Source organism: Micromonospora sp. NPDC049359, from assembly GCF_044466585.1.
Classification (GTDB): Bacteria; Actinomycetota; Actinomycetes; order Mycobacteriales; family Micromonosporaceae; genus Micromonospora.
This window is the reverse complement of record NZ_JBITMW010000004.1, coordinates 136,803-155,818: the sequence shown is the minus strand read 5'-3', so window position 1 is coordinate 155,818 and position 19,016 is coordinate 136,803. Positions and strand designations below refer to the sequence as shown.

The 19,016-nt window shown below is 69.9% G+C and carries 13 protein-coding genes; 10 read left to right on the top strand and 3 right to left on the bottom strand.

Translation table 11 applies throughout. From position 1 onward, the window contains the following. Nucleotides 1–9: 9 nt before the first annotated feature. A complete protein-coding gene (locus ACIBTX_RS11850) occupies nucleotides 10–954 on the top strand; it encodes a Ppx/GppA phosphatase family protein (RefSeq protein ID WP_357129137.1) in 945 nt (314 codons plus the stop codon). Between the two features lie 75 nt (nucleotides 955–1,029). Beyond that, the gene (locus ACIBTX_RS11845; RefSeq protein ID WP_357129140.1) at nucleotides 1,030–1,836 is read left to right on the top strand and encodes a sugar phosphate isomerase/epimerase; all 807 of its coding nucleotides are present in this window, start codon (nucleotides 1,030–1,032) and stop codon (nucleotides 1,834–1,836) included. 12 nt (nucleotides 1,837–1,848) lie between these two features. Here ACIBTX_RS11845 and ACIBTX_RS11840 read toward each other — a convergent pair whose 3' ends face one another. Genes ACIBTX_RS11840 through ACIBTX_RS11830 form a run of 3 tightly spaced genes read right to left on the bottom strand, consistent with a single transcriptional unit; the run spans nucleotide 1,849 to nucleotide 3,892 of the window. After that, a complete protein-coding gene (locus ACIBTX_RS11840) occupies nucleotides 1,849–2,436 on the bottom strand; it encodes a CGNR zinc finger domain-containing protein (RefSeq protein ID WP_357129143.1) in 588 nt (195 codons plus the stop codon). Between the two features lie 18 nt (nucleotides 2,437–2,454). Continuing rightward, nucleotides 2,455–3,621, bottom strand: a complete 1,167-nt coding sequence (locus tag ACIBTX_RS11835; RefSeq protein WP_396832425.1) for a glutathionylspermidine synthase family protein — start codon at nucleotides 3,619–3,621, stop codon at nucleotides 2,455–2,457. A gap of 1 nt (nucleotide 3,622) precedes the next feature. Further along, entirely contained in the window at nucleotides 3,623–3,892 is a 270-nt protein-coding gene (locus ACIBTX_RS11830; RefSeq protein ID WP_357129149.1) for a hypothetical protein, read from the bottom strand. A 158-nt stretch (nucleotides 3,893–4,050) separates the two neighbouring features. Between ACIBTX_RS11830 and ACIBTX_RS11825 the strand changes: the two genes are divergently transcribed. The 8 genes from ACIBTX_RS11825 (at nucleotide 4,051) to ACIBTX_RS11790 (ending at nucleotide 18,772) form a co-directional block, all read left to right on the top strand. After that, nucleotides 4,051–4,971 carry a proline dehydrogenase family protein gene (locus tag ACIBTX_RS11825; RefSeq protein WP_355050821.1) on the top strand — a complete coding sequence of 307 codons (921 nt, stop codon included), beginning with the start codon at nucleotides 4,051–4,053 and terminating at the stop codon, nucleotides 4,969–4,971. A gap of 68 nt (nucleotides 4,972–5,039) precedes the next feature. Beyond that, nucleotides 5,040–5,615 carry a WHG domain-containing protein gene (locus tag ACIBTX_RS11820; protein ID WP_357392836.1) on the top strand — a complete coding sequence of 192 codons (576 nt, stop codon included), beginning with the start codon at nucleotides 5,040–5,042 and terminating at the stop codon, nucleotides 5,613–5,615. 61 nt (nucleotides 5,616–5,676) lie between these two features. Then, nucleotides 5,677–6,966 (top strand): hypothetical protein, encoded by a 1,290-nt coding sequence (locus tag ACIBTX_RS11815; protein ID WP_357129155.1) that lies wholly within the window; start codon nucleotides 5,677–5,679, stop codon nucleotides 6,964–6,966. Nucleotides 6,967–7,401: 435 nt separating this feature from the next. Continuing rightward, on the top strand, nucleotides 7,402–14,346 hold the full coding sequence (locus tag ACIBTX_RS11810) for an RHS repeat-associated core domain-containing protein (protein WP_396832424.1): 6,945 nt from the start codon (nucleotides 7,402–7,404) through the stop codon (nucleotides 14,344–14,346). After that, on the top strand, nucleotides 14,346–14,924 hold the full coding sequence (locus ACIBTX_RS11805) for a hypothetical protein (protein ID WP_357129161.1): 579 nt from the start codon (nucleotides 14,346–14,348) through the stop codon (nucleotides 14,922–14,924). The genes ACIBTX_RS11810 and ACIBTX_RS11805 overlap by 1 nt, the downstream gene beginning before the upstream one ends. Nucleotides 14,925–15,318: 394 nt before the next feature. After that, the gene (locus ACIBTX_RS11800) at nucleotides 15,319–16,701 is read left to right on the top strand and encodes an efflux RND transporter periplasmic adaptor subunit (protein ID WP_363660105.1); all 1,383 of its coding nucleotides are present in this window, start codon (nucleotides 15,319–15,321) and stop codon (nucleotides 16,699–16,701) included. Further along, nucleotides 16,698–17,591, top strand: a complete 894-nt coding sequence (locus ACIBTX_RS11795) for an ABC transporter ATP-binding protein (protein WP_357129167.1) — start codon at nucleotides 16,698–16,700, stop codon at nucleotides 17,589–17,591. The genes ACIBTX_RS11800 and ACIBTX_RS11795 overlap by 4 nt, the downstream gene beginning before the upstream one ends. Beyond that, a complete protein-coding gene (locus ACIBTX_RS11790; RefSeq protein ID WP_357129170.1) occupies nucleotides 17,588–18,772 on the top strand; it encodes an ABC transporter permease in 1,185 nt (394 codons plus the stop codon). Before ACIBTX_RS11795 ends, ACIBTX_RS11790 begins: the two co-directional genes overlap by 4 nt. The last annotated feature ends 244 nt before the right edge of the window (nucleotides 18,773–19,016 follow it).

The following is a 19,016-nucleotide window of genomic DNA, read 5'->3' as shown; positions in this document are numbered from 1 at the left end:
GTCTTCACCATGCGACTGGGTGTCCTCGACGTCGGATCCAACACGGTGCACCTGCTGGTGGTCGACGCGCATCACGGCGCGCACCCCTGGCCGGCCCACTCGGAGAAGGTCGTCCTGCGTCTCGCCGAACAGATCGGTCCGGACGGGGCGTTGACCGAGGTGGGTGCGGACAGCCTGGTCAAGGCGGTCGGCATGGCCAGGGCGGCGGCGACCGGGCTGGAGGCCGACGACCTGATCGCGTTCGCCACCTCCGCGGTCCGCGACGCCACCAACGCGGCCGACGTGCTCGCCCGGGTCCGTGACGAGACCGGCGTACGCCTGGAGGTGCTCTCCGGCGCGGACGAGGCACGGATGACGTTCCTGGCGGTACGGCGCTGGTTCGGCTGGTCGGCGGGGCGTCTGCTGGTGCTCGACATCGGTGGCGGCTCCCTGGAGATCGCTGCCGGAATCGACGAGGACCCGGACGTGGCGGTCTCGCTGCCGCTGGGCGCCGGGCGTCTCACCCGCGAGCAACTGCGGGTCGACCCGGCCAGCACCACGCCGTCGTCCGCCGAGGCCGTCGCCAAGCTACGGGAGTACGTCGACAGCCGGCTGGACAAGGTGGTCGACCAGATGACCGAGGTGGGCTGGGACCGGGTGGCCGCCACCTCGAAGACGTTCCGCACCCTGGCGCGACTGGCCGGCGCGGCACCGTCCGGCGCCGGCCTCTGGGTGCACCGCAGGCTGACCCGTGCCGGCCTGCGGCAGATCATCGGCTTCATCCGGCACATGACGCCCGCGCAGTTGATGGAGTTGGAGGGCGTCGGCGCGGGCCGGGCCCACCAACTGTTGGCGGGCGCGGTGGTCGCCGAGGCGGTGATGCGCCGGCTCGACCTGGATGCCATGGACATCTGCCCGTGGGCCCTGCGCGAGGGGGTCATCCTCCGTCGGCTCGATCAACTCGAACCGATGTGACCGCCGCTGGGCCGCCGACGGGTTTGCCGATGCTCGTCCTGATGACCCCGTGACAGCCGGGCTAGGCTGGCTGGTGTGACGTCCCGAGTCCCCGTGCTCCTGTCCAGCTCGTCGGTCTTCCCCGAGCCGACCGCTGCGGCGTTTCAGCTGGCCGCGGCGCTCGGCTACGACGGCGTCGAGGTAATGGTGTGGACCGACGTCGTCAGCCAGGACGCGGGCGCGTTGCGCGGCCTGTCGGCGCACTACGGCGTTCCGGTGCTCTCGGTGCACGCGCCCTGTCTCCTGGTGACGCAGCGGGTGTGGAGCCCGGACCCGTGGCAGCGGTTGCGCAAGGCCGCCGAGCTGGCCGAGACGCTCGGTGCGCCGACGGTGGTGGTGCACCCGCCGTTCACCTGGCAGCGCGACTACGCGCGCGGGTTCGCCGAGGGGCTGGCCAGAGTCGAGGAGCGGTTCTCCGGGCTCCGCTTCGCCGTGGAGAACATGTACCCGGTGCGCATGGCGGGCCGGCAGTTCGTCCCGTACGTCCCCGGATGGGATCCCACCGACACCGGCTACCCGTCGTACACCCTGGATCTTTCCCACTGCGCGGCCTCGCACAGTGACCCCCTCGCGATGGCCGACCGGATGGGCGCGGGGCTCGCCCACGTGCACCTGGGCGACGGCACCGGCGAGGGCCGTGACGAGCACCTGGTGCCCGGACGCGGCACCCAGCCCTGCGGGGAGCTGCTCTCCTCGCTGGCCGGCCGGGGCTTCACCGGCGCGGTGGCCGTCGAGGTGGCGACCCGGGGCGCGAAGAGCCGCGCGGTGCGCGAGGCGGACCTGCGGACTTCGCTCGAGTTCGCCCGCGAGCACCTCACCGCGCCGTCACCGGTCGACGTCTGACCGGTGGCCCGGTCAGCTGACCGGGGTCAGCGACTCAGCGGTCGAGGTCGGCTGCGGGGCGACCGGCGCCTGCTCGCCGACCGCGGCCCGCTTGCGGGCCCGGTGCGCCGCCACGTGCGAGCGGGTGGCGCAGCGCTCAGAGCAGAACCGCCGGCAGCAGTTGGACGACGTGTCCAGGTAGACGTTGCCGCACCGCTCGTCGGCGCAGACCCCGAAGCGGGCGCTGCCGTACTCGCAGAGCCACACCGAGAGCCCCCAGACCGCGCCGGCCAGGTATTCGGCGCTGACCGAGGCACCCCGGCTGGTCACGTGCATGTGCCAGTCACTGGAGTCGTGCCCGGAGATGCGCGGCTGGACCGGGAACGCCTCCAACAGCGCGTTCAGCTCGGTCACCGCCTGGGCGTCGCGCCCCGAGGTGCCGTACTCGAAGACATCGCGCAACCGCTTCTGAGCCCGTCGGAAGATGGCGACGTCCCGGTCGGCGACCTCGTCGCGCATCCAGGCGTTGTCGTCGGGGAACAGGGCCCGCAGGTCGTCGAGGTCGTCCAGGCGGGCGTTGACCAGGTCAACGCCGGTCCGGGCGTACGCGTCGAAGTTCACACCCCAACGGTAGACGACTCACGGGGCGCGTGGCGCGTCGATGTAGTGCGGTAGGAACCGCGCGTAGCCGTCGGTGATCAGACTCGCGCTCTCGCGGACTCCCAACCCGGCCGACTCGCCGTCGACGATCCAGCTACCCAACACCGTCCGGTTGCCGTCGAACTGCGGCAGCGCCCGAAACTCCTGGTAGCACCAGCCCTCGTCGCCGTAGATCCCCGGGTTGGTGATCTCCTCGGCGGCGGTGACGATGCGTACCGAGCCGCCCTCGCGGCCGAGCAGGGGCTTGGCCACGTACTCGGGCATGCCGCGCGGCGAGTCGAGGTACGCCGGAAGCAGGAACTCGTGACCCGGGTACAGCTCCCAGAGGATCGCGAGCAGCGCCTTGTTGGACAGCAGCAGCTTCCAGGCCGGCTCGATCCAGGTGGTCGGGGTGCCCGGGGCCAGCGCCGGCGGCCCGTACGGCTCGGCGAGCATCCACTCCCACGGGTAGAGCTTGAAGCAGGTGGTCACCGGGCGGTCGGCGGCGTCGACGAAGCGCCGGCCGTCCCAGCCGATCTCCTGAATGGGTTGCAGCGCGACGTCCAGGCCGGCCTGCCGGGCGGTCTCGGCGAGGTAGCCGGCGGTCATGTGGTCCTCGCCCGACTCCTCCTCGTTCGACCAGAGCACGTGCACCCGGGGGTCGTGCAGCCCGGCGCCGATCTTGGCCCAGGCGCCGACCAGCCGCTCGTGCAGGCTGTTCCACTGGTCCAGGTCCGGGCGGGTCTGCTCCAGCCAGTACCACTGGACGATGCTCGCCTCGACGAGCGCCGTCGGGGTGTCCGCGTTGTACTCCAGCATCTTCGGCGGCCAGGTGCCGTCGTACGCCAGGTCGAATCGCCCGTAAAGGGTGGGCGGCGCCTCGCGCAGGGACCGGGCCACCGCCTCCGCGGCCCACTCGGGGATGCCGAACTCGGCGTACCGGCGCTGGGCCACCACGTACTCCGCGGCGGCCACCGACATCCGGTGCAGCTCCTCGGTGGCCTCCTCCAGCCGCAGCACCTCGTCCAGGTCGAAGGCGTACGCGGCGGTCTCGTCCCAGTACGACATGATCCCGCCGTCGGGCAGTTCGGTGTCGACGTACACCAGGCCCTGGGCCCGGATGGTGGCGTCCCAGTCGGGCCGGGGCGTCATGGCCTCGCGCCGCACGTCAGCCGCCGCAGGAGGCGAGGTGGGTGCCGAACCCGCCGCGCTCGGGCAGGGCGGCGGTCGTCGGCTCGCCGCCGATCCGCCCCGCGATGGGGGCGGACACCCGCATCCCCAGCGCGACCGTGCCACCGCCACCGACCGGCCCGAGGGCGCAGTCGTCATCGTCGTCGTCGGAGGTCATGTTGCAGCCGGAGAGGGCGAGCGCGAGAGCGGTGAGCGCGCCGAGCTGCACGGAGGCCGACCGGAGCCGGCGGTGGGGGCTTTGGTTCACGGCATCGTTGTAGCCGATCGACGCCAGCGCCGCAGCCCCAGGCAAGGAAGGGCACCTTGTTAACGGAATCTGTTGTACAAGGGGCCCTTCCTTACACAAGCGCCGCAGGCGCAGCCGCCGCCGGGCGGGGCTCCTGGCAGGGGCGATACGCTCGGCTCATGCTCCGTTCCGTCATCCTCGCCGCCTCCCGGTCATCCCAGGTCGAGCGGCTCGTCGCGACCGCCCCGTACACCCGGGACGTCGTCCGCCGGTTCGTCGCCGGCGCCGCCACCGACGACGCGTTGCGCGCGACCCGCGGGCTCGTCGACGACGGGCTGGCCGTCACCCTCGACCACCTGGGCGAGGACACCGTCACCCCCGAGCAGGCCACGGCCACCCGGGACGAGTACCTGAAGCTGCTGTCGATGCTCTCCGGGGCCGGGCTCACGCCGGCCGCCGAGGTGAGCGTGAAGCTTTCCGCGCTGGGCCAGATGTTCGACGAACAGTTGGCGTACGACAACGTGCGGGCGATCTGCGCTGCCGCCGACAAGGCGGGCACCACCGTCACGCTGGACATGGAGGACCACACCACCACCGACTCGACGTTGGAGGTGCTGGCGAAGCTGCGCAAGGACTTCCCGTCGACGGGGGCGGTGCTCCAGGCGTACCTGCGGCGGACCGAGTCGGACTGCCGGGAGCTGTCCTCGGCCGGGTCGCGGGTGCGCCTGTGCAAGGGCGCCTACAAGGAGCCGGAGTCGGTGGCCTACCAGTCGGCCCGCGAGGTGGACAAGTCCTACGTCCGCTGCATGAACATCCTGATGTCCGGCGACGGGTACCCGATGCTGGCGACGCACGACCCGCGGATGATCTCGATCGGCGAGGACCGGGCGCGCTGGTTCGACCGGGGGCCGGAGCGCTTCGAGTTCCAGATGCTCTACGGCATCCGTCCCGAGGAGCAGGCCCGGCTGGCCGGCGAGGGCTACACGGTGCGCACGTACGTCCCGTACGGCGACGAGTGGTACGGCTACCTGATGCGTCGGCTCGCCGAGCGCCCGGCGAACCTGGTCTTCTTCGGTCGGGCCCTGATCTCCAAGAAGTAACCGTCGCTTGACGCGCCCGGCTAGCGGAGTTAGCTTTCAGGCTATGACAGCTAGCCGGGTGTGTGTCGGTGCCTAGGGCCGGGCTCAACCAGCAGGCCGTGGTGCGCGAGGCCGCCCGGCTCGCCGACGAGGTCGGCTACGAACAGCTCACCCTCGCCGCGCTCGCCAGCCGACTCGGCGTCGCGCTGCCCAGCCTCTACAAGCACATCCGTGGGGCCGACGCGCTCAACCAGAAGCTCTCCGCGCTCGCCACCGCCGAGCTGGCGACCGAGCTGACCACGGCCGCCGCCGGCCGGGCCGGGGGGGACGCCCTGCGCGCGATGGCCGACGCCTACCGCGCGTACGCCCGCCGGCACCCCGGGCGCTACCCAACCACCCAGCGGGTGCCCGACCCGTCCGACCCGGAGCACGTCGAGGCCGGCGAACGCGCGGTGGGCGCCATCTTCGCGGTGCTGCGCGGCTACGGGCTCACCGGCGACGACGCGGTGGACGCGACCCGCGCCCTGCGCAGCGCCCTGCACGGCTTCATCGCCCTGGAGGCCGCCGGCGGCTTCGGTCTGCCCCGCGAGGTCGACCGGTCGTACCACCAGTTGGTCGCCGGGCTGGACACCGCGTTCCGCTCGTGGCCGGCTCGCGGGGCCTGACCCGACCGATCGGACCGGGTCGGCCTCGCCCGATTCGCCGAATGGTCGTACCCTTCGGCGGGTGACTGACGGGGTGCAGCAGCCAGCACCGCGGCGGCTCTGGCCGCTGTGGACCGTACTCGTCGTTGTCGTCCTGCTGCTGGGCTGCGGTCTTCCGGCGGTGCTGGTGGTCGGGGCCATCCGGGAGGCTGCCGGCCGGGCCACGCTCAGCCGGGCCGGGGTCACCGCCACCGACGACCCGGCCACCGCCGTCGCACGGGGGTTGTCCGACCGGATGACCGCGCAGCTCCGGCAGCAGTCCACGGCGTTGCTCGGCGGCGACCGCACCGCCTTCCTCTCCATCGCCGATCCGGCCGCGCACGCCGACCTGCGCCGCCGATTCGCCGCCCTGCGGGCCCTCAAGGTGACCGTTTGGCGGGCCGAGCCGAGTGGTCTGCCCACGCCGGTCGTCGGCAGGCCGGGGGAGTGGCGGCTACTGGTGCGCTTCCAGTACTGCTTCGTCGTGGCGGACTGCCGACCGAGTCCGGTGCTGATCGGCACCCGCTGGCGGGAGAACGGCGACACGCCCCGACTGGTCGCCGTCGAGGAGTCCAAGTCCGTCGAGACCGGCACCCGGCCGTGGGAGATCAGCGACCTGGTCGTGGCGGTCGGCGCGCGGACCATCGTCGCCACCACACCCGCGCTGCGCGGCAAGCTGCCCGCCCTGCTCACCCAGGCCGAGGCGGCGGCGAAGGTCGCCGACACGTACGTCGTGACGGGCTCGCCCCCGGACCGCTACCGGATCTTCTACGCCGGCCGCACCGAGTGGCAGCGCTGGTACGGCGGCGGGCGACCACAGTGGACCGGCGGTTACGCGGTGACGGTCGGTGGCGGCCACCACGAGGTGGTGCTCAACGCCGACGGGCTGCCCGGCAGCGGCGCCGATGACCTGCTCCGGCACGAGCTGACCCACGCCGCGTCGCTGCCCGAGCGCGGATACCCGGGCAAGACGACGTGGTGGCTCGTCGAAGGGCTGGCCGAGTTCTCGGGTTCCGGCGGTCGGCCGGTCGACCGGTACGAAGGGCTCGCTGAGGTGCGCAAACTGGTCCAGGGCGGTTGGGACGGCCGGTTGGAGGGCGTCACGCCGACCGACGACGCGCCCGCCGACCGGGTCGGCGGCAGCTACGGCGTTGGTTACCTCGCCGTCCGCCACCTCGTCGACCGGTTCGGGCCGGAGCGGCTGTTGACGTTCTTCAAGGCCGTGGTGCACGACCGTGCGACGCTCGCGGCCGCCGCCGACGAGGCGTTCGGCGAGGACTGGTCGACGTTGCACGACGAGTGCGTGGCGTACGTCCGCGCGACCGCCGGCTAGCTGCTCGATCCACGGTGCGGCGGGGGCATCCGACCCGCCGCTGTTGTTCACCAGTCGGTGGCGAGCGAGACCCGAGGAGCGAGGGAACCATTGGAGGCTCCCGGGTGCATCCAGAGGATCCCGGTCGAGTTCGTCGTCCGGCGGACGTGGGTACGTCCGGGTGGGCGGCAGCAGTGAACCAGCCTGGCCGCCTGCGCGGAACGACGTGTGTCACGCAGAGATGCCCCTTTGGAACTCACTGCGTTGGATTTGCCGGTCCGACCTCGGTCATTCGTTATCTTCCTGTGACCATTGGTGCGGAGCCGACGTGAAACATTGATCGCGCCACGGGGGTGCGCGACGTAACACCCTGCGTGTTTTTCCGGATCTCGCAGAGGTGAGGGTGCAATGGTCGGGCACGGGGGATTACGTTTGGTCACAGGGCCCAGACGTCTGGTGGCGCTTACTGCGGCGACGTCGCTGATGGCCAGCCTGCTGACCGGGACGCCAGCGGTCGCGAAGCCCGATGACGGCGGCCTGTCCAAGCTGCCGCCCATGTCGCCCGGGCGATCCGTGACCGGCGTCAAGCCGTTGCCCACGCACTTCGTTACCCCACCTGACCAGGCGAAGTCGACCCATCGACCGTCGCGGACGGCATGGCCGAAGGCCGCGTCGGCCACGGTGGAGCTGGTCGGCTCGGCTTCGGCGACCCGCACCGCGGCACCGGGGAGCACCCGTGCCGCGGGCACCCCGGTCTGGGTGGCGCCGGTCGCGAAGGGTGGTCGTTACGCCGGACCCCGGCAGATGCGGGTCCAGATCGCGGACCGGGCGACCACCGAGGCCGCCGGCGTGGACGGCGTATTGCTGTCGCTGACTCCGACGGACAGTGAACGCGCCAGCGGCTCCGTGCATGTCGGCGTCGACTATGCCGAGTTCACCGAGGCGTACGGCGGCAACTACGGGTCCCGTCTTCGGCTCGTGCAACTGCCGGCGTGTGCGCTCACCACGCCCTCGCTCGCCGCCTGCCGGACGCCGACCCGGGTGCCTTCCACGAACGATCAGGCGGCCAAGTCGGTGTCGGCCGAGGTGCCGCTGACGACTGTCGGCGGCGACAGTCGCTCGGCCGCCCCGGCGATGGTCCTCGCCGCCGTCGCCGGTGTTGGCGAGCAGGGCGGCACGGGCGGCACATACGCGGCGACCGACCTGAAGCCGTCCGGCTCGTGGAGCGCGGGTGGCAGTACCGGCTCCTTCACCTACTCGTACCCGTTGACCGTGCCGCCGACCCGGTCGAAGCTCGTGCCGCAACTGGCTCTCTCCTACGACTCCGCAAGTGTCGACGGCCAGACCGTGGCCACCAACGCGCAGGCGTCGTGGGTCGGCGACGGTTGGACCACCCCGAAGTCGTACGTCGAGCAGACCTTCGTCTCCTGCTCGGACGACCCGGGTGGCAGCCCGTCGCCGGTCAAGACGAACGACCGGTGCTACGCCGGCCCGATCCTCACCATCGCGTTGAACGGATCGTCGAGTTCGCTCATCTGGGACTCCGCCAAGGACACCTGGAAGGTGCAGAACGACACCGGTGCCGTGGTCACCCGGGTAATGAACTCGGGCAACGGCAGCGGTACCGAGGACACCGACTACTGGCGGGTGACCGAACGGGACGGCACGGTCTACGAGTTCGGCCGCAACCGCCTGCCCGGGTGGACCACCAACAAGCCCGAGACCAAGTCGGTCGACTACGTCCCGGTCTACTCGGCGCACTCCGGCGACCCCTGTTACGACTCGGCAGGCTTCAGCTCGTCGGTCTGCACGATGGCGTACCGGTGGAACCTCGACTACGTCAAGGACGTCCACGGCAACGCGATGGCCTACTACTACAACCAGGCCACCAACTACTACGGGCGCAACGAGGGCGCCACGGACGTGATGTACATCCGGGACAGCAACCTGGCCCGGATCGACTACGGCTTCCGTGACAACGGCGCGTACGGCATCGTCCCCAACCAGGTGGTGTTCAACACCGACGACCGTTGCCTGTCGGGCACCTGCAAGCCGTTGAACGAGGCGAACAAGGCGAACTGGCCGGACGTTCCGTTCGACCTCGTCTGCAACTCCGGCACCGACTGCAAGGCGTGGAGCCCGTCCTTCTTCTCCACCGTGCGGTTGGCCTCGATCGAGACCCAGCAGTACGACACCAGCACCACTCCGTACAAGAAGGTCGATTCCTACGCCCTCGCGCACACGATGCCGGCGACAGGTGACGGCACCGCGCCGACGCTGTGGCTGACGTCGATCACCCGTACCGGGCGTGACACCACCTCCGGCGGCTCGACCAGCGCCATCACCCTGCCCTCGGTGTCGTTCACCGGCATTAAGCTCCCCAACCGCGTGGAGGTCAGGAGCGGCTACCCCTCGTTCTACCGGCAGCGCATCGCGACGATCACCACCGAGACCGGCTCGGTCGTCTCGCCCAGCTACGAGCTGCCCGAACCCTGCACGACGCCGGTGACGATCAGTCCCGCCACCAACACCAAGTCCTGCTACCCGGTCTACTGGACCCCGGAGGGGTTGCCGGACCAGATCCGCGACTGGTTCAACAAGTACGCCGTCACCCGGGTCACCTCGACCGACCCGACCGGCGGTGCGCCAGCCACCTCCACCAGTTACCAATACCTCGACGGCGCTGCCTGGCACTACGACGACAACGAGGTGGTCAAGGCCAAGTACCGCACCTACGGCCAGTTCCGTGGGTACGGCAAGGTCCGGGTACGCAACGGTGACGGCGTGAACGACCCCCGCACGTTGGCCGAGACCACCTACTACCGGGGCATGAGCAAGAACAACAGCACCGCGGTCGCCACCGTCACCGACAGCGCGGGAGGGGTCCACGAGGACGTCGACCAGCTCGCTGGTCGTGCTCTGGAGACCACCTCGTACCTGGGCGACGGCGGCCCGGTCGACAGCTCGACGGTCACCTCGTACTGGGTTTCGGACGCGACCGCGACCCGGAGCCGCACCGGACTCCCGGACCTGACCGCGACGTTCACCGCGCCGGTGCAGACGTGGCGGCGGCAGGCCGTCACCTCCGGCGCCAGCACCACCTGGCGGTACAGCCAGTCCGACATGTCGTACGACTCGTCGATCAGCTCGCCGACCTTCGGGCTGTTGCAACACTCGTACGACCACACTGTGCCGGCGAATCCCACCTACGACCGGTGTACGAGCACGACGTACGCCGCGGCCAACACCGGTCTCAACCTGGTCGGCCTGACCAGCCAGATCGAGACGGTGTCGGTGGCCTGCGCCGGCTTCCGCGCCGGCTCGCCGGCCTCGGTGCCGGGCAGCACCAACACGCTGGCCGCCCCGACCACGGTCAGCCGGCCGGCGCAGGTCGTCTCGCACGTTCGGACCTACTACGACGACACGCAGTTCGCGGAGGCGTTTCCGCAGGCCGCCCCGACGCGGGGCAACGTCACGATGGTTCGCAAGGCGTCCGACTGGGTCTCCGGTGCGTACGTCTACCAGACCACCGACAAGGCCGAGTTCGACGCGTACGGGCGGGTGACCGGAAGCTGGGACGGTAACGGCAACAAGACCATCACCACCTACACCGACAACACGGCCGGTCTGACCACCGGCATGAAGTTGGAGAACGCGGAGGGTCACGCCACCTCCACGACCATCACCACGCTGCGCAATCTGCCCACGAGCAGCACCGACGCCAACGGGGTGGTCACCAGCACCCAGTACGACGCGCTCGGTCGGTTGACGGCGGTCTGGCTGGCGTCCCGGCCCACGAGCGCGCTGGCGAACGTGAAGCACAGCTACGCGGTGTCGAACACCGGGGTGACCGCCACGACGACCGAAACCCTCAACAAGAACAACTCGTACCGGACCTCGACCACCATCTACGACGCCCTCTACCGGGTGCGGCAGACCCAGTCGGACACGAACCCGGGTGGTCGGATGATCTCCGACTCGTTCTACGACAGTCGGGGTTGGGTGCGGGCGACCTACAACGGCTGGTGGGACGCCTCCACCGGGCCGAACACCACGCCGTCGTACACGGACTCGTTGGTCAAGAAGGCCCTGAACCAGACCTACAACACCTACGACGGGCTCGGCCGGGTCATCCTGGCCGAGAGCGCACGCGACGGCGTGGTGAAATCGTCGACCAGGACCGTGTACAACGGGGACCGCACGACGGTCATCCCGCCGACCGGCGGCACCGTCACCGCGACCGTCAACGACCCGATGGGCCGGCTGGAGAAGCAACTCCAGTACACGGCCGCGCCGGCGCTGGTGTCGCCGAGTAACTCCTTCACCGGCCTGTACCGCTTGACCGGCGGTACCACGGTAGACAGCAGCTACGGGTACGACGGCCACGGCAACCAGTCGACCCTGACCGACAGTGCCGGCAACGTGTGGACCACCACGTACAACCTGCTGGGTCGGGTGATCGGCAAGGACGACCCGGACGCCGGCACCAGCAGCATGCGCTATGACGGCGCCGGCAACGTCATCGAGTCGACGGACGGCCGTGGCAAGACCACCTCGGCCACCTTCGACAAGATCAACCGTCGCACGGCGAGCTTCGCCGCGCCGACGTCGGCGCAGTCGGCCAGCAACAAGCTGGCCGCCTGGGTGTACGACAACGACAACAACGCGGCGTCGATCACGAACGCGATCGGCAAGCTGACCACCGCGACCGCCTTCCGCAACGGCGCCGAGTACAGCACCCAGTGGATCAACTTCGACTCCTTCGGCAACTCGAAGGGCGAGACGATCACCATTCCCGCCGTCGAGGGGGCGCTCGGCAACACGTACGCGTTCGGGCACACCTACTCGGCAACGATCGGAATCCCCCTCACCGACACCTATCCGGCGCGCGGCAACCTGCCTGCCGAAACCGTTATCCGTAGCTACAGCGGAATCCTGGACCTGCCGACCGTCACCGCGGGGCTGGCCGGCTACAGCGCGTCCGCGGACTACGACGCCTGGGGTCGGATCACCCGCAACGTGGTCGGCCTCCCGCCGAGCGTGGCCTCCATCGTCAACATCTACGACGATCACAACGGGCGGCTGAATCAGCAACTGGTGACCAAGACGACGACCACGACCACGGACGTCGACAAGCAGAGCTACGAGTACGACACGTACGGCAACATCACGAAGACGGTCAACACCCGTTACGAGCCGACGACGGTCTCCGAGACGGAGTGCTACCGGTACGACGCACTGCGGCGGCTCACCAAGGCGTGGACGGCGACCGACGGTTGCGCCGTCGCGCCGACCGTCGGTAACCGGGCCATGGTCGGCAGCGGCATCGGCGCCACCAGCGCCTACTGGACCGAGTGGAGCGTCGACCCGCTCGGCAACCGGAGCAGCCAGACCCAGTACTCACTGACCGGGGGTAACGACACCACCACCGGCTACACCTACGACGGCAACGCCAAGGGCCAGCCGCACACGTTGACGAGCACCACCACCACCGGTGGGCTCACCGGCAGCACGTCGTACGGCTACGACGACGCGGGCAACATGACCACCCGCAAGGCCGGACAGGGCACCCAGACCCTGAACTGGGACGACGCGGGTGAGTTGGCGTCGGTGACCGGCGGCACGGACGGCAACAGCTCTTTCCTGTACGACGCCGACGGCAACCTGCTGATCCAGAAGGACCCGGGGGTCACCACCCTCTACCTGCCCGGTCAGCAGATCACCCTCAACACCAATACCCAGGCGCTCAGCGGCACCCGCTACTACCCGCTGCCGAGCGGCGCGATGGCCTACCGCACGGGTAGTGGCAACGCGTACGGGTTCACCATCCCCGACCACCAGGGCACGCCCAGCCTCTACCTGAACAACACGGCCCAGGTGCCGACCTGGCGGCAGTACACCCCGTACGGCGCGCCGCGCGGCTCCACCGTCACGGCACCGGACAACCGCGGCTTCCTCAACCAGCCACTCAACACGAACACCGGCCTGACCCAGGTCAGCGCCCGCAACTACGACCCGACAATTGGTCGGTTCGTCTCGGTGGACCCGTTGCAGGACCCGGCCGATCCGCAGCAGTGGAATGGTTACTCCTACGCCAACAACTCCCCGGTCACGATGAGCGACCCGGACGGTCTGATCCCCGCCGACTGCCGGGAGTACGACTGCCGCGGTTACGACCCGCGTCCGCTGAAGGAGGGCGACGGTCGGGGTGCCGGCGGCTGCCCGGGTGGCTGCGGCACTGAGGCGAACATCGCGTGGGGCGACGCGAACGGCAAGACGAGCACCAGGGACCGGAAGCGGGAGCATCCCCGAGTCCTCGGAAAAGTGATCGTGGTGCCCGAAACGGTGCCGCTGGAGGAGTTCGCCCGCCGGTGGAACGATCAGCGTGCCGAGTGGCTTTCGGCGTCGGCCTTCAGCAACGACCTACTCGAGGCGCAGGACGAGCGCGCGCTCGCCATGAACATCTGCCACGACATGGGACGGCCGGGCGGCTGCCAGGAGTGGATCGAGCAGCTCTACAGCCCGTACGTCGACATCTTGGCAGCGACCTTGCCAGCAGACGAGATGTTCCAGAGCGGTGCGATCGGCGCGGCCAACGCCGCGGCCCGTACGGGACTACAGGGTGGGCGTCCTGGTCGCGGCGGTGGCTGTAACTGCGGCTGCATGAGCTTCAGCGGTGAAACCGAAGTCCTGATGGCCGATGGCGCCACCAAGCGACTGGATGAGTTGGAGGCCGGAGACGAGGTGATGGCGGCGGACCCGGAGACCGGTGAGCAGGGTCCCCGAGTCATCACTCATGTCTGGGTCCACCAGGACGATCTCATCGAGCTCCAGCTGGTTGGCGCGGTGATCACCACGACCGAGGATCATCCGTTCTGGAACCAGACAGACCGGGAGTGGCAGCGGGCTGACGAGCTCGACGCGGGCGACCTCGTGTTGTCATCGGACGGCCGAACCCGATTGGCGGTGGGCCTCCGCCCCGACACTGTCCACGCCGCCCTCGCTTACAACCTAACCGTTGATGGCATCCACACGTACTATGTGCTCGCCGGCAAAACCCCGGTCCTCGTGCACAACACAGGACCATGCACTCCGGACCTGACTGCGCTGTCGCAAAGCGGGCAGCGGGCCGCTAAGGGTGGTAGGACGGCGGCAGGTCGGGCGTATCAAAAGCACATGGATCGTGGTGAATTGGATGCCGTTCCTGGTGCGCAGTTGGATGAGGCAGGCCAGAATCTCTTGGACGACATTCTGACAAACCCGGCGACGACAAGCTCTCCAGTCACTAGCGGAGGTTTTCGGGGCGGGACGAGGTACACAATGCCGGGGCCAACAGGCCAGCGAGGTTTTGGTGCTACCTTTGATCAGAATGGCGCATTCCAATACTTTGGGCGGTATTAATGGACAAGATCATCCTCCCGTGGGATCTTGCTGCTGGGCAGCCAAGAGCTTTCGATGTGCTCGCTGCAAAGGTGGTCGGCCAAAATGTTTCGGCCGTCGGCTATCAGCCTGTATCTGGTGGCGAGTGGCCGAATGGGCATCGTCACGACACTGTTCATGAGATTGACATGGCGCTCAAGTTCTCCCTGGAGGGGGGAGGGTCACTCGTGGTGCGCTGGGAAATGCAAGGGCTAAACGAAGGGCTGGGCGTTGGTCTCTTGACGGATTCTCTTGCCGGGGAGTTTGGCGGCGTCGACTTCCTCGACGTAAGCGCAACGCCGGAGTGGCGGCCGTTGCTTGGAGAGACAATCGCGAATATAGTGGGCGCTTTTCACGTTCCTAACGAAGGATGCCCGGAAGCGCTTTGGTCAATGCGCTTCGACTTTTCCCATGGTCGGTCGGCTGTCGTCGCGCTCGGCGAAATGAGTGGTGATGACCTCGGGTATCTGCCAGATGGCCTGGTGGCAATATTTGACGAAACGGAAGCCAGGGCATTCACAGTTGGATCTAGCGCTCAATCGGCGTGGGGTGAGTTTTAAGGAGGGGATTTCACAAAGTCTGGTCCTCCATCTGACGCGATTTCCAAGATCAAGGGCAGGCTTCTCCAGCGTTGTTGATGCACCCGCTCGTAACATGATCTGGTAGTCAGCGCGAAGGTGGCCGGGCTGGCGTTTGCCGCGAACGTGTGCCGGTGGTTGACGGCGTCTGCGTCGGTTGCTGTCGACGTTGATGTCAACGGATCATTGATATACATGGACATTGCTATAGTGACGGACTGTAACGTCTGAGCGCCTGTTGAACATGGCTGGCGCTGCCCCTTCATTTCGATCGGTACGGCGGTCGATTTCGAAGCCAGAGCCTCAGTCAGTTGAGTCGGCTGCACCTGCTGCTCGGCCGCTAAGGTTGCCACGGCCAGCCCCATAGGATGAGTGGATGCGCAGCCCCGACCTGCCGAGGCCCGCAAGCGCCACGCGGCCCCGCCTGCTCATCGCCCTGACCGCCGTCGCCGTCCTCACCGCCACCACCGCCGCGTCCTGCGGTGACGACCAACCGCCGGTCGCGCTCGCCGCGGCCGCCCGTAGCCCGGTCAGCGAGGTGATCGACGCTCCGGCGACGGTGACGGCCCGCGCCGCCGCCAGCCTCACCTCGCCCGCCGGCGGCACCCTGGCCAGCCTGCGGGTCCAGCCTGGACAGCGGGTGAAGCGCGGTCAGGTGCTCGCGGTGGTCGCGTCCCCGTCGGCCCAGGCCCGGCTGCGCCAGGCGAAGGAGGCGCTGGACGCCGCGAAGCGCGCCGGCCGGGGTGTCTCCACCGGCAACCTGACCAGCAGCCGGCGGGGCACCGACAAGGCCGCCGACGAGGCGTTCGACGCCGCTCGCAAGGCCGCCGAGAAGATTGCCGACCAGCAGTTGCGGGACGCGCTGCTGGCCCAGGTGACGTCCGCCCAGCGGCAGTACGCCGCCGCCGCGCAGAGCGCCGACGAGGCCGTCCGCGCGGTGCAGCGGGGGATCAGCGGGTTGAACTCCGCCGTCGGCTCGCTGTCCGCGGCGCAACGGCTACAGGCCCAGCAGGCGTACGACCTGGCCAAGGCGACCGTCGACGCGTTGACCCTGCGCGCCCCCATCGGCGGGGTGGTGCAGCCGGGCGGCACCCGGGCCGGCGGTGGCCCGAGCGGCGGCCTGGCCGGGCTGTTGGAACAGGCCGGTGGGGCCGGGATCGACCCGTCGGCCCTGTCACCGGCGCAGGGCGGCCCGCCGGCCGGCGTCGACGACGCCGTCGTGGTCGGCGGTCAGGTCACCGCCGGCACGCCCGTGCTGACCATCGTGGACACCGGGCAGCTCGGACTGCTCGCCGACGTCGACGAGACCGACGTGCTGCTGGTCAAGCCCGGCGTGACCGCCACCGTCGAGCTGGACGCCGTGACCGGAGCCAGCTACGACGCCACGGTCCGCTCGGTCGACGTGCTCCCCACCAGCTCCGCGCAGGGCGGGGTCACCTATCGGGTACGCCTCGCGCTGGGCGCGGGAAAGCTGGCCGAGGACGAGCCCGCCCCCACGCCCCGTCCCGGCATGAACGCGATCGTGCACCTGCGCGTACGGGAGGCGGCCGACGCGGTGACCGTCCCCGCCTCGGCCGTCTTCTCCGCCGACGGTCGGGACGCCGTGTGGGTGGTCCGCGACGGAAAGGCCGACCGCGCGCCGGTGACCGTGGGCGTCCAGGGGTCCGACCTGGTGCAGATCCTCAACGGCGTCCAGGCCGGCGACCGCATCGTGGTGCGCGGCACCGACCAGGTGCGCGACGGTCAGGAGGTGCGGTGAGCGACACCCCGCCGGCAATCGAGGCGGTGGACGTGTCGCGCACGTACCAGCTCGACGGGGTGTCGGTCGAGGCGCTGCGCGGGGTCTCGCTGACCGTGCAGCCGGGGGACTACGTGGCGCTGGTGGGGCCGTCCGGCTCCGGCAAGTCCACGCTCATGCACCTGCTGGGCGGTCTCGACCGGCCGACCGGTGGACGGTTGGTGATCGGCGGGCGGGACGTCAACACCCTCTCGCCGCCGGAGATGGCCGCCCTGCGCAACGAGACGATCGGCTTCGTGTTCCAGGCGTTCCACCTGCTGCCGCGTACGTCGGCGGTGGAGAACGTGGCGTTGCCGCTGGTCTATCGGGGGGTGTCGGCCCGGCAGCGCCGGGAGCGGGCGGCGGCGATGCTGGGCCGGGTCGGTCTCGGGCACCGGCTGGACCACCGGCCCAACCAGATGTCCGGTGGCGAGCAGCAGCGGGTCGCCATCGCCCGCGCGCTGGTCACCGAGCCGACGGTGCTGCTGGCCGACGAGCCGACCGGCAACCTGGACAGTGTGACCGGCGCGGCCGTCCTGGAACTGTTGGAGCGGTTGAACGCGGAGTCCGGGGTGGCGCTGGTGATGGTCACCCACGACCAGGAGGTGGCGGCGCGGGCCGCCCGCCGGATCACCATGCGCGACGGTGTGGTGGTGGCGGACAGCGCCGACGTCCTTCATGATCGACCGCCGTCCGTCGATCACGGTCGACCTGAGACACTGGTGCCCGCTCCCAGCGCGGAGCCCCGGTCCGTGTCCGGAAACGGCCCGGGGCACCCGTCCGGTGGCTCCGGTGGCGCCGCCGGAGCCACCGGACGCCTTCCGCTCGACCCCGGCCCAAACCGCGACGAGCCCGAGGACGGTGCGGCGTGAGGGTCGCCGAGGCGTGGCGGGTCGCGCTGGACGCGTTGCGCGCCAATCGGCTGCGCAGCTCGCTCACCATGCTCGGCGTGATCATCGGTGTCGCGTCGGTGGTGTTGCTGGTCGCCATCGGCACCGGCACGAAGCAGAAGGTGGAGCAGCAGGTCGAGGGGCTCGGCTCCAACCTGCTGCTGGTGGTCCCCGGCAAGATCGAGGTGGGCACCGCGCCGGTGGTCTCGCCGTTGACGCTCAAGGACGCCGAGGCGGTCTCCCGCGTCGTCGGCGATCCCCAGCGGGTCGCGGTCACCGTCGCCTCGGGGGCGACCGCGCGGGCCGGCGCGCGCTCGGACTTCACCACCGTCCAGGGCGTGCTGGAGACCACGCCGACGGTGTTCACCCGCTCGTTGGCCCGGGGCCGCTATCTCACCGGCACGGACGTGGACACCAGCCGGCGGGTCGCGGTGCTCGGCGACTCGGTGGCCCGCGCGTTGTTCCCCGACCGCGATCCGCTGGGCCAGCAGGTGACCCTCGCCGGCGTACGGTTCCGGGTCATCGGCGTGTTCGCGCCCCTCGGGCAGAGTCTCGGCGTCGACCGGGACGACGAGGTGCACGTACCGGTGACCGCCGCGCAGCGCCTCTGGGGCACCCAGCGGGTGGACGGCATCGCCGTCAAGGCGCCCGACCGGGAACGGATCGACGAGCTGGGCGAACGCATCGTCGCGGAGCTGAACCGCCGGCACCCGGACACCGAGTTCAGCGCGGTCACGCAGCAGCAGATCCTCGGTGTGCTCGGCGACATCCTCGGCGTACTCACCGGTGTGCTCGCCGCCATCGCCGGCATCTCGCTGCTCGTCGGCGGCGTCGGCGTCTCCAACATCATGCTGGTCAGCGTCCGCGAGCGGACCCGGGAGATCGGGCTGCGCAAGGCCGTCGGCGCCCGACCCCGCGACATCGGCGTGCAGTTCCTGCTGGAGGCGGTGCTGCTCACCACCATCGGCGGGCTGACCGGGATGGCGCTGGGCGTGGGTACCGCCCTGCTGGTGGACGCGTTGTCACCGATCCCCGCCGCGATCACGTGGTGGTCGCTGGCGCTGGCCTTCGGTGTGTCGGCGGCGGTGGGGATCGTCTTCGGCGTGGTTCCCGCGCAGCGCGCCGGCCGGCTCGACCCGGTGGTGGCGCTGCGCGCCGAGTGAGCAACCGTGGTGGCGCTGCGCGCCGAGTGAGCAACCGTGGTGGCGCTGCGCGCCGAGTGAGCAACCGTGGTGGCGCTGCGCGCCGAGTGAGCAACCGGACGACGGACGCAGCCGGGGAGATAACGGCCGGCCGGATCGGGTGAACCGACCACCGAAACATGATCAGTTGTACGAAGGGATCGCGCCGGTCACAGCCGCCCCGCTACCGTACTGGTAACACGCGCGTCGCCGCCCGGCCCGGAGC

Coding starts and splice junctions, on each gene's coding strand:
- ACIBTX_RS11805 (WP_357129161.1), top strand. CDS start 14,346: ATGGACAAGATCATCCTCCCGTGGGATCTTGCTGCTGGGCAGCCAAGA.
- ACIBTX_RS11850 (WP_357129137.1), top strand. CDS start 10: ATGCGACTGGGTGTCCTCGACGTCGGATCCAACACGGTGCACCTGCTG.
- ACIBTX_RS11800 (WP_363660105.1), top strand. CDS start 15,319: ATGCGCAGCCCCGACCTGCCGAGGCCCGCAAGCGCCACGCGGCCCCGC.
- ACIBTX_RS11825 (WP_355050821.1), top strand. CDS start 4,051: ATGCTCCGTTCCGTCATCCTCGCCGCCTCCCGGTCATCCCAGGTCGAG.